At 55.1% G+C, this 11,643-nt stretch carries 10 protein-coding genes and 1 pseudogene; 4 read left to right on the top strand and 7 right to left on the bottom strand.

Annotation, left to right across the window (positions count from 1 at the left end; all coding sequences use genetic code 11):
- The first annotated feature begins 348 nt into the window (after positions 1-348).
- Positions 349-2,463, top strand: coding sequence for an AIPR family protein (locus PAF17_RS19395; RefSeq protein ID WP_271890726.1), 2,115 nt, complete (start codon positions 349-351; stop codon positions 2,461-2,463).
- Positions 2,464-2,479: 16 nt separating this feature from the next.
- On the opposite strand, the gene PAF17_RS19400 is transcribed toward PAF17_RS19395, so the two are convergent.
- From PAF17_RS19400 to PAF17_RS19430, 7 genes are all read right to left on the bottom strand, one after another.
- A complete protein-coding gene (locus PAF17_RS19400) occupies positions 2,480-2,911 on the bottom strand; it encodes an EcoRII N-terminal effector-binding domain-containing protein (RefSeq protein ID WP_271890727.1) in 432 nt (143 codons plus the stop codon).
- Positions 2,908-4,719, bottom strand: coding sequence for a DEAD/DEAH box helicase (locus tag PAF17_RS19405; RefSeq protein WP_271890728.1), 1,812 nt, complete (start codon positions 4,717-4,719; stop codon positions 2,908-2,910). Before PAF17_RS19405 ends, PAF17_RS19400 begins: the two co-directional genes overlap by 4 nt.
- Entirely contained in the window at positions 4,712-5,539 is an 828-nt protein-coding gene (locus tag PAF17_RS19410; protein WP_271890729.1) for an HNH endonuclease, read from the bottom strand. Before PAF17_RS19410 ends, PAF17_RS19405 begins: the two co-directional genes overlap by 8 nt.
- On the bottom strand, positions 5,539-7,170 hold the full coding sequence (locus tag PAF17_RS19415; protein WP_271890730.1) for an ATP-binding protein: 1,632 nt from the start codon (positions 7,168-7,170) through the stop codon (positions 5,539-5,541). The genes PAF17_RS19410 and PAF17_RS19415 overlap by 1 nt, the downstream gene beginning before the upstream one ends.
- Before the next feature lie 48 nt (positions 7,171-7,218).
- Complete coding sequence (locus tag PAF17_RS19420) at positions 7,219-7,677, bottom strand: very short patch repair endonuclease (RefSeq protein WP_271890731.1); 459 nt, start codon at positions 7,675-7,677, stop codon at positions 7,219-7,221.
- Positions 7,670-8,743, bottom strand: coding sequence for a DNA (cytosine-5-)-methyltransferase (gene dcm / locus PAF17_RS19425; RefSeq protein ID WP_271890732.1), 1,074 nt, complete (start codon positions 8,741-8,743; stop codon positions 7,670-7,672). Before dcm ends, PAF17_RS19420 begins: the two co-directional genes overlap by 8 nt.
- Positions 8,744-9,007: 264 nt before the next feature.
- Entirely contained in the window at positions 9,008-9,280 is a 273-nt protein-coding gene (locus tag PAF17_RS19430; RefSeq protein ID WP_271890734.1) for a hypothetical protein, read from the bottom strand.
- A 93-nt stretch (positions 9,281-9,373) separates the two neighbouring features.
- On the opposite strand from PAF17_RS19430, the gene PAF17_RS19435 reads away from it, so the two are divergent.
- From PAF17_RS19435 to PAF17_RS19445, 3 genes and pseudogenes are all read left to right on the top strand, one after another.
- Positions 9,374-9,700 carry a ribonuclease H-like domain-containing protein gene (locus tag PAF17_RS19435; protein ID WP_271890735.1) on the top strand — a complete coding sequence of 109 codons (327 nt, stop codon included), beginning with the start codon at positions 9,374-9,376 and terminating at the stop codon, positions 9,698-9,700.
- A 533-nt stretch (positions 9,701-10,233) separates the two neighbouring features.
- Complete coding sequence (locus PAF17_RS19440) at positions 10,234-11,268, top strand: hypothetical protein (protein ID WP_271890733.1); 1,035 nt, start codon at positions 10,234-10,236, stop codon at positions 11,266-11,268.
- A 169-nt stretch (positions 11,269-11,437) separates the two neighbouring features.
- Positions 11,438-11,643: pseudogene (locus PAF17_RS19445) on the top strand (DDE-type integrase/transposase/recombinase); the annotation flags it as partial.

Here is an 11,643-nt window from a genome sequence, read left to right on the forward strand (position 1 = left end):
TGTTCTACAATCCGAAGCGCAAGCATGCGAGAAACGGGATGCTGTCGCCCGTAGAGTTCGAACGGCAGCGGAAACCGAGACCCGAAGGCGTCTAGGAAACGCGGGGCTATTCATACTGCACTCTGGGAGACTCTAACCATAAGCTGGCCCAAGGTAAATTTAGGATGCCAACAGCACGTCTTGAGGCGGTCAACTTCTTGGTTGATTTCGGATGCGACTTTGACCTTCCAAATCTCGAGGTCAACGATATTCTCGTGGAAATGCAGGAAGGTGCGTACAGTTGCTTGCCTCCGGTGTGCAATAAGAACGGCGCACCGAACTTCGACGCTTGTTGGGAGATAGAACGATTTGGATGAACTGGTCGAATTCAATAATTCATTGGTTAAGGAAGTTGCCGCTGAAGCATCAGCAAGTGGCATTTCACAGTCGGACGCCTTTTTCGAGCGGATGGCGGCACTATTGGAAGCAGAAGGTGAAATAGCGACCGCTGACCGGGTTACGTTTCTCGCCAGCAGTCAGGGCAAGACCTTGAGGCTCGACGGGATTGGCGGAGACCCGCGTGAGTCCGAGGGTATACTTAGCGTCATTGTCAGCGATTTTCATGATGGAGACGCGGCGGTTAAGATCAATGCAAGCGATGCCAAGAAGGCCTTCGGCCACCTAATCAACTTTGTCGCCGCCGCGCGTCGAGCAGCCTTCCGTGCAGACCTGATCGAAGGGAGTGCTGAAGCGGGTGCCGCCTCAATTATTACATCTGCGTGGTCATCTATCACGAAGATCAAACTCATTCTCATGACAAACGCGACCTATAGCGCCAGGACAGACGCGGTTCTTGCGGGCAAGATTGACGGCATTCCAGTCACCTACAACATCTGGGATCTTACACGCTTCCATCGTTACGAGACGTCGGGACAAGCTCGGGAAAAGATCATCGTCAATTTCAGGGAAGATTTCGGCGCAAGCATTCCGGCACTGGCTGCGTCGAGCAGCGGCGAACACCTCGACAGCTATCTTGTTGTGATCAGCGGCCATCAATTGGGCGAAATTTATGACAAATGGGGGGCGCGGCTTTTGGAGTCGAACGTTCGGAGCTTCCTTCAGGCGCGCGGCGCGGTCAACCGGGGTATTCGGGACACCATCAAGGATGAACCGGAAATGTTCTTTAGCTATAACAACGGGCTGTCGGCAACGGCCGACAGTGTCGAAGTAGAGAAGACATCGGACGGTCTCAGGATCGTGTCCGCAACAAATCTGCAGGTCGTAAATGGTGGTCAAACCACAGCTTCTCTCCACGCGGCTCGGAAAATCTCGCCAGAAACGCTCGAACAAGTTCATGTGCAGATGAAGTTGACAGTTGTTCCCGCGGATGCTTCTGAAGAGGTCGTCCCGTTTATCTCAAAATACGCCAATAGTCAGAACAAGGTCAGCGCGGCGGATTTCTTCTCGAACCACCCTTTCCATATGAGGATGGAAGAATACTCGAGACGAGTTTTGGCTCCGGCCGCCGAAGGTACAAACCGCGAGACAAAATGGTTCTACGAGCGCGCAAGGGGCCAGTACCTTGTCGAACGCGCCAAGAAATCCCAAGCTGAACGTCGGCGTTTTGATCTCGAAAATCCGAAACCGCAATACTTCGTCAAAACCGACCTTGCGAAGGTCGAGATGAGTTTTCGTATGCGGCCTGATACGGTCAGCAAGGGCGCGCAGAAAAACTTCGGCGAGTTTGCTCAGAAGATCGGGGCAGAATGGAACCGGAGTGACAAGAAGTTCGATGAGACATGGTATCGGCGCTTAGTCTCTAAACTGATAATCTTCCGGCATCTCGAAAAGACAATTCCGAAACAGCCGTGGTATCCCGGTGGATATCGCGCAAACATTGTCACTTATTCTATCTCCAAATTGGTCTCGGACGCAGATGAAAGGGATCATGTTATTGATCTTGATGCCGTATGGCGGCGCCAATCGGTATCTCGGGATCTAGGTGACGCTTTATTGATCGCGGCCGAAGCGGCAGCGGAAGTAATCACCCACCCAGAAGCGGGCGTGAACAATATAACGGAATGGGGAAAGAAACAGGCGTGTTGGGCGACCTTGCAGCGGGCTCAAATCGACTATGGACCTGAGTTTATGAATTGCCTTGTTGAGCCAGAGCAGGCGCGCGCCGTTCAGAGAGATGGCCGTCGCGAAGAAGCTGTAATTTCTGGCATTGAGGCCCAGACTTCGGTGATTGAGGCCGGAGGTGAATTCTGGAACCGGCTTAGGGAATGGGGCGGAGGCAAGAGGATATTCAGTCCAAAGGAGGATGGCATTCTGAAGGCTTGCGGCCTGTTCCCGTCCAAGCTGCCGTCGGAAAAACAATCGGTCATCGCACTCGATCTTCTGGAGCGGGCCCGAGAGGAAGGCTACGTGGATGAGGATGAATCTCCGAGGATCCGGATATCCTCCTTGTCACGGCAGCACTAGGACACAACTGTCAGCATCAATGGACCCGCCGCCAAGCCGTTAAACGGATTCGAACGCCTTGATCGGGTTCAGGCTCTTCAGTGTCTTTCGGTCTGAGCCCGATCAAATACTGGTTGCCGAAGCTGGCTCGTGATATTTCGAACTCGTCACCTTCCCGAGCGCCAACGTCCCGAAACCAGCTCGTCATGTGTGTAATCCGGTATTCATTTCTGGTGCCACCCGGATCGTGAAGGCGGTTGTTGTAGTAGACGAAACGGAACTTCAACGTGTGTCCAGTTTCGTCGATGCACTCAATCCACGCGTCAGGGTTCTTTATGTCCTGGTCAAGAGTCGGCAGCATTGCGAGAAGTTCCTTCTCGCCTTTAGGGATCAAGACGCCGCCTTGGTGTCCACCGGTTGTTCCGACATCATTGGCACTCAGTCGCTTTCGGAATTTTTCACTGCTCATGACTTCACCGGCATTATTTCGAGGGCACGTTTGAGATCATCGGCGTCACGGGTCGAGACTGGCACGGTCTCGTTCGCAAGGTCGTTTTTCCATGCGGACCGATCGATCATTACTTCCTCGACGGTATCCAAATAGAATAGCCGATAGACAGTAACTGGTTCGGTCTGCCCTCTTCGGTGTGCCCGTGCACTTGCTTGGGCTTCAAGCGCGGGATTCCACACCGGAGTGAAATGGATAACAACAGTTGCCGCAGTAATATTCAAACCCGCCCCCGCTGCTTTCGGGTTTAGGATCAAGCAGGCCGGACCTTCGTGAGCTGCGAATACATCGATGATGGATTGCCTGTCCTCCTGAGGGGTTGAGCCGTTAATAGCTCCCCAATGCGTATCAGGCATGTGGGCACATGCTTGCTTGAGCAAGTCACCGATCCGATTGAAAAGAGCGAAAACAATAACCTTTCGCCCATTGGCAAAGGCCTCTCGTAGAAGGGCGACCACTCGCTCCATCTTGGGTGTTACAAGTGGCATGTCTTCGGCTGTGACAATCGTCGCATCTTCTTCGTTCTCCCCCGCGTTGCGCAACCACGGATGTGCACAAACGAGTTGCAATTGGAGAGTGGCAACGAGGGCGCCCGCGACAGGGTATTTTTCCATAGTGGCGTCGCGTACCTCGCGATAGTGGTCGATCAGCCGGTCGTCGAGTTCGAGCGGGACATCCACGTCAATCCTTTCTGGCAGATCGCTCGCCACATCCGCCACCCGGCGTTTCAGGATGATTGGATCGGTGAGACGCTTCAACTGTTGGCCTGAGTCGAGACTATCAGGGAAACTGCCCTCGAACTCCGAGAGACTGCCCAACAGTCCGGGAATGGCGAAATCCGTCAAGGACCAAAGGTCGACCAAGCTATTCTCGACGGGTGTCCCGGTCATAGGAATGGCCCGTTTTCGGGGGATGGTTGCGATTGCCTGGCGGCGGTTCGAGTGCGGGTTCTTGATTGCCTGTGCCTCATCACAAATCACCCAAGACCACTCGAGGCTCGAAAAAATGGCGATGTCATTAACCATGGTATCATAGGTTGTGATCAGCACTTGGGACGTTTGCAGCCCTGTAACCACTCCAGCCCTGTGCGCGCCTCTATGAACCGCTACCCCCAAGGTCGGTGCGAACCTCGCGATCTCGCGGACCCAGTTAGCAATGAGGCTGGTGGGGCAGATAATCAGTGCCGGTGCCCGAGGGTTGGGCGGATCGATCATGAGCAGCGCGATGATTTGGAGCGTCTTGCCGAGGCCCATCTCGTCGGCAAGTATCAGTCCGCCGGTACGGGAGACCGTGTCCCACATCCATTGGACGCCTCTCGCCTGGTAGGGAAAAAGCTCAGCTTCCAAGCCCGCGATACGAATAGTATCGCTGTTCAGTTCCGCAGCTTCCTTGCCCGGCTTCATGATTGTTTCTGATGGCAAAGCAGCGACGCCATCACCATCGGATCTCATGAGACGGATTGCTGTGCTGAATGGAACATCGGTTGGATCAGCATCGCCAATTTTTTGCTGCAGCACTTGCGCTGCATCACGCGGGAGCGGCCGAAATATCGTGCCGTCAACCACCCAGCAATGACGGTTGGTCGGAGCGAGGAACTCATGACGCTCTCCTCGTACCATCCTAACGCCACCCAGACGCACGACGATGCGGTTCTCCTCACGCTCGAGGCGGGCGATTGGTTCGAGAAGTCTCTCCGAGATAGAATGGTCGACAGGAGGAGCTTCTTTCAGCTCAGCGAACGACTCGGGAAGTGTAGTGTAGTCAACCACCGTGTTCCTCCAACATGCGCCTGATGTCCTCGACTTCCCAAGGTACTGGTCGGCGGGTATGGGCCGCACGATGACAAGATGGACAAAGAGGCAGGAGATCGGTTGCTGGGTCGTAGGGTCTGGGGTTGGCGATACTGGCCAATGGCTCCAGATGGTGCACTTCAATGATACCGCCAGCATTGTCGCCGTAGCGTCGACGTGGTTCGAGACCACAAGCTGCGCAGGTCTCACCGTGCAAGCGGATGCAGAGGAGCCGGTTGCGAGGGTTGCGCTCACGGCGATTGACGAGAGAAGGCTTTATCGCGCCTTCGAACGCCGACTCATCGCAGATCGCATCCTCTTCGACCACGTCGTACCCGATGAGTTCGGCCATCGCCGCCATCATGGGTACGATCACTTCGCGGCAGGTTTCGGAAACTGCTTCATCCGAGTCGGGTCGAACGTTGTGCCTTTTAGTTGCAGTCATACGAAATGAGCCATCGTTGACGGTCCAATCATCCAGTGCCTGTGCCTCTATGGAAAGGCCTACGGCTTGGTCAATGGATGCGACAAGCGCCATGGCCAACTGCCGATCTTCGGCCGATGCCTGACGAATCTGGCGAATTACTGCCCCGGAGAAATTTCCGAATGCCAGATTGACGCGATGCGCTTTGAGTCCGTGGGGTCGAATTTCCGCAACGGGACCGTGCTGCTGGTCAAGGTCATCGAACCATATTTTCATGCCAGACCGCAGCCCGCCATTGTCTATGGCGACCGCAATGACAGCACCCGTGCCTTCCTCCAGTTCACGAACGATGAGTTCCTGCTTCGCTGCCAGCATCAGTCGTCGTCATCTTCTGCCAGTTCGCCTGGTTCAGGATCCGGTAGGTTCCGTAGAAGTTTACGGAGGTTGTTTGATATCTCGGTGCGGATGTCTTCGAAAATGGGTTCTAGTTCGTCATTTGTATTGTTCTGTTCGGCCGCTGCGAATGCCCAAAGCAAAAGGTCCATTCCTTCTACCGCATATCCGTTTGCGGCGGCACGCTGATAAATTTTCTGGTAAAAGTCGTGGTGTTTATTCAAAAGAACGGAGGGCACATGCCCGTCGTTTCCGGTGCTCCGGAAAGCTGGCTGCCAGAGTTCCCCGCTATTGATCGACTCAACTGCTTCAACATGCACGTAATCGGGGCTGACATTGTTCTGGATCGGTGACTTGATCCGGATCTTCGGTCCCATGTTGTTGGATATCTCGGCAGACTGGCCTTCTGGATCCACCGACGTCACCAGTGCCTTCGCGGCATTCGTCGTCGCCGCGATGTTCTTATTGGAACTACCGTGATCCACCTTGTTTTTCGCATTGGCCTGCGCTCGGCTCTGCCGCCGATAGCGGTTCCCTGCCTCGCGGTATATCGGCTGGAGAAGCGTTCGGAGCCCGTCCTCGAGATCAGGGTGGAAAAGAATGCGGGATTTCTTCACATCGATTCTGAAAGCGTCGTCCAGCTCATGCCCGAAATCGAACTCGATCCTCAAAAGGGAAGTGTGAGGTTCGGGCGCGCCGAAGACATCCATCCAGCCGCCATCTTGGATCAACCGCCCCTCGCGGAATACGTAGAAGCCTTGAGCCCGGTTCGAGATGCGCGCGTATTCACGCTCCTCATCCTTCGTCATATCGCGACGGTGTGGAAGGATCCAAGCGCGGATCGTGGCACGTTCTTCCGATCCATCCGGCATCTCAACCAATAGCGTCTGCTTTTTTTCTGGAAGAACCTGTTCGGACCTTTTCGGGTAGAAAGGATTCCACGGTACGACCGGACTGCTGTTAATGAAAATTTCTATATCCCGCTCGCGCTTATCGGATTTGTCGGTAAAGCGGTGGTAGACCAGAGAGAGGTGTTTGCTGAGGGTGTCAGCCAGCCGCTTGATCGCAGCTTGTTCCTTGGTCCCCCCAGCTTCGTATTCCTTGGACAAGATCCGGTCACACTTTTCCCAAATTACGAGGGTTCCCGTTTCTCCGCAGAGCTCTTCGAACATTTCTTCTTCATCGGCCGATACCGGCTCGCGCAGCATTTCCCACCTGCCGCGCTCCTTCACATGGTCGAGATCCCACGCAAGTTTTGCCAAGGGCTGCTCCGTGGCAGCCCGCGAAACGATGGTGAATTTCAGGCAGACTGAACTTGAAGCCGTCTTGAGACCGAGCCCGAATTTCCCCAGGCTTTCAGGGTTTTCGCGTACAGGCGCTCCATATCGCATAGCGCGATGGATGGTTTCTTCATCCATCCCGATACCGTTGTCGCCGAAATAGACCAGTTTTCTACCGTCTTCGTGAAGGACAATCTCGACATTGATATGGTCGGCTTTGGCAGCAATCGAATTGTCAATAATGTCGGCAGCGGCGGTCTTTACATTGTAACCAGTGTCGCGCAGCCCGAATATCAGGCGCGGGGCATCCGGTTCATTTATCAGATCATCCATCCCGCTCTTCCTCTCTTTAGTGTCGTTCCGGCAATCCGGATTTATCAATCAAACAATTTCTCGCCTATTTGGCATCTCGCCAGAAATCTCTTGTCCGCGCAACCATCCGGCGATCTCGCTTAAGAGATCTTCTACGGAAAAGCGCTTTGTCGCACATTCCCAAACTGTCAGTACTCGCCACTCTGATGCGATGAGCGACTGTACAGTCTTCTGGTCGCGTTCGACGTTTTTTGCCAACTTCTCCCGCCAGAATTCAGTCCGAGTTTTTGGCAATCTGAAATAGGAACAACCTTTGTGGGCGTGCCAGAAGCAACCGTTAACGAAAATTGCTGCCCGGTATTTCGGCAACACGAGATCGGGCTTGCCTGCAAGATGGCCGCTGTGGAGACGGAACCTGAACCCGAGACTATGCAACCCCTTGCGGACAATCATCTCGGGTTTTGTATCTTTTGGTCCAATCCCAGCCATCATTTCCGATCGGGACATCGGTGATCGTTTCTCAGGCACTCTGGTTTCTCCGCGGCCTCAGTGCGACAGTATTCTCAATCCACGGGGCCATGGCTTCGGCGATCGCTATCGCGACCGGCGCTGCAACTGCATTGCCGAATTGACGGTAAGCCTGTGCGTCGGAAACCGGGATGATCCATGGACGGTTGGAGCCGGGACGGTCGAAACCCATGAGACGGGCGCATTCGCGTGGCGTCAGTCGCCGAGGGTTCTTTCCTGGTTGCGCGATCAGAATTTCTGACCCGTCCTTGTAATACCTTGCGCTGAGTGTCCGGGCGACGCTCTCGGGAGTGCATAGGCCGAAGCCGAAACCGTTACCGGCTGCTTTATGTTTTGCGGCGTAATTCTGGAGGTAGGCCCAAAGCTTGTCAGACAGTGTGTACTTGTCGGCAACCCGCGCTAGCTGACCTTCTGTATAGGGAGGCTCGGCGATCTCGGACCCGTCCTCGGGATGAAGGATGTCCGAAAGCCGCGGGTTCGGTCCTGAAGGGATTACCACATCGTCGAGGCAGAAACGCGTGGGAACATCGCGCCGGAAACCCGAGATGAAGATGCGCTCACGGTGTTGTGGCACCCAAGAGCGTGCGTCGATCACCTTGTGATCGACATCGTAACCGAGTTCGTCAAGCGCATGCAGGATGACCCTCATGGTGTTGCCCTTGTCGTGAGACAGGAGGTTCTTGACGTTTTCGAGGAGGAAGGCGCGCGGGCGATGGTGGGCGATGATTCTCACCACATCAAAAAACAGCGTTCCTTGGGTCTCATCCAGGAAGCCGTGTGCACGGCCCAGTGAGTTCTTCTTGCTCACCCCAGCGATGCTGAAAGGCTGACATGGGAAGCCAGCAAGCAGGACATCGTGAGCTGGGATATTTGCTTCCCGAATCTCCGTGATGTCGCCAGTGAGTGGATGGTGGTCGCCGAAATTCGCGGAGTAGGTTTCTTGCGAGAAGCGGTTCCACTCGCTGGTGAACACACAGGTTCCACCAGCCGCTTCAAAACCAACGCGTAAACCTCCGATACCGGCGAATAGATCGATGAAGCTGAAACCTCTTGGTGTTTTATGCATGTGTGAACCCCTTATTTTGGTACCATATCTAGCTTTCGATCTAGATGGAATAACAAGAATCGCGGAATAAATCGTGAACATCCGAGGTGGGCCAAGAGTCCGTTGCGCCACCGATATGTTCGAAGGTCGTGCTGTCTTGGAAGCTGCCTTACGGATGACGGTGAACGGGCGGGTTGTCTTGGAGTTATGCTGAAATGCAGCTGTACTTGCGCTTGAAATAACTCAGCGCGGCACGAACTCAACCGTGGCCGTCAGATTGGGCTGCTAGCCCAAGTGTTCCGACTGTTGTTGCCAGTCCAACGGAAATAGTTCGAGCAGCCGACTCAAAGCCAATTCGGGCACCTGCGCCCCATCCAGAATCGCTTCGACAACGTCCGGAGCCAGCAGGGTCAGGCGCAGAACACGGGTCATGTAGGATGGCGCGATCCCCTCGCGCTCGGCCAGTTCAGCGATGGTTGTGAACTCCCCCGATTCTAGCATGCGCTTCCAGCGGAACGCGCGTGCCAGCGCCTTGACCAGCGTGCTGTCCACGCGCAGCGCTCCGCTACGGCGTCACAGTTTTTGCGATCCTTCTGTTCTTGCTGACCCTGCGCCGCTCCGGCGAGCGCGCTGGTCGCCTACCTGCACGGCATCTGGTTCGACGGGGAGTTCAAGGCGTTCTGGGCCCATGACCACGATGCCGAAGCGCGGGCATTGTCCGACTTGCTGGCGTATTTTCGCGCGCGGATCTCGCAGTACCCCACTGCGCGCATCTATCACTACGCGCCCTACGAGATCACAGCGCTCAAACGCCTGACCACGAAATATGGGATTGGAGAGGCTTTCCTTGACCGGCTGCTCCGGGAACGGCGCTTCGTCGATCTGTTTGCCGTGGTCCGCGGCGGGCTGATCGGATCACCGACGGAAACACCTCAAGAGAAATCAAAAGCTCGGATCTATCGTGGGGCTACACGGTAAATGCGGCTCATGACACTGTCGACGGACTTGAGCGTATTCTCAGCGATGCACCAGCCGAGGCCATTCTAGCATGGCTCGCTCATGATCCGCGGCTTGATCCACTTGCCCCCATTCCGGCTTTCAGCGTTAGGTTGGAAGCTCGAGAAAATGGCTTGTCAAAGTTTAGGGCATATCCGGGAACTCTCCCCAACACGGTTCATCTCGATATCCAGGCGAGCGCGTGGCTTGATTGCCAAGACGGACTGCGCCATGCCCCGAGAGATGCAATGATCGAGCCGGGAGTTCTCTCCGCACTATTCCAGGCGCCCCGTGCACGCAGTTCGACTGGCGAGATAGAATTCGGACTCGATAAGGCACATTGGCGGAGAGGCCTTGAGCGTGCAGGCGTGGTGCGAAATCTGGATGACCTCCCTGAATCTCAGGTGTATCGGCTTCTTGCGTCACTTCCATCAAGGCAGGTCAAGCCAGAGGTAGGGAGCAGACTTTTTCTCCAGATCTTGGAAAGAGAAACGTTTGATCCGGAGCTTGGGGGAGTGGACGGAATTACATTTCGTGCAGAAGGAAAACTACCTGTCCAGTTTGGAGGACGCCGGATTTGGGCTGAACGGGAGGGAGTTTTTTACGCTCAGCGTGATGACTTCCCTTCAGTTGCAAAATCCCATTTGCGACTCCTTGATTTACCGTCTCGTCGGAATGCCAAACAGGTGATGGCGCGTTTCGGCGTCGCCACTTTGCAGAAGGATGCCCTCAATCTCAAGATTTGCTCCGTGGACGAAGTTGTAGAGGGCGATTCAATAACTTTGCGGTCACGCTTTGATCTATCGAAGCCTTATATAGCGGCACTGCGCAAAGCGCTATCTCCTGACGGCACTCATCTACGTCGCCTAGAAGCAGTTCAGCTTAAGGTCGCGGCTCATGCCGAAATGGAGCTGTCAATCGACGGCACCAAGATCGTCGAGAAATTGGACCCATGGCGTCACAGCTTCGATGGTGACACATTGGTCATTACGGTCGATGGAACCAGAAGCTTTGAAGAGGTGATGGATCTCGGATGCCATGCAGTGGCGGATGGGCTTGCGGAGCTTTTTGAACTACAAAGCGGAGCAGATTTCATGCCTTTTTTGGCGTCTTCTACGGATGCGCTGCGTCGCGCCCATCTTCAACGTGCCCTACCTTCATTTAGCGAGGACGAACTTGCTTCATTGATCGGAGGCGTCGATCACGCATTTGTCTCTCCGTTTGCACCAGACGTAGATGCGGAGACGATGGCTGCTGGTCCGGCAGTGGCCGCGAACAATTCACGCGATGGGCAAGCTTCATCCACGGCGGATAGCGGGAACCATGAGTCGGGACCAGACCCGGACGAGGTTCCAAGTGGAGCCAAACCGTCCGAAGTCGAGTTGACCGTTCAACAGCGTCAGCCGCAAAGCAATACATCGTTGGAGCGCACGTCTTTCCCGCGACGCACGCTACGCGTTTCTGGGCCTACAGGTCAGGTCCCAAATCCAAATGGTATCCATCCCGGCAAGGGAACAGACCGCCGACAGGTCTTTACTCGGCGTGGTTAGGTAGGTGTCCACTATCACCGCATAGATTGCCCACGGGCCGATGTCGGCGCTGTTGATGTCAGTAGAAAAGCAACGGGCCTACCTGAAGAGGGTAGGCCCGTTTTTTGTCTATCTGATTGCTTTTAAATAGATAAATCTCTAATTGCGGTGTGTCAGCATCATCCGTATCAAGCCGCACAGAACGACGATCCCCGACAAGAAAGCGCCATGTCCGCTGGACAAGGTGAACCGCGAATTCCGCGTCCCGCGCCAAACATGCTCTGGGTCAGCGACGTCACCTGCGTCGCCACCTGGAAAGGCTTCGTCTATGTCGCTTTCGTCATCGACGCCGACGCGCGCCAGATCGTCGGCTGGCGGGTCAGTACATCGGCGCGG

Origin of the sequence: Paracoccus onchidii (assembly GCF_028294535.1) — a bacterium.
GTDB lineage: Bacteria > Pseudomonadota > Alphaproteobacteria > Rhodobacterales > Rhodobacteraceae > Paracoccus > Paracoccus onchidii.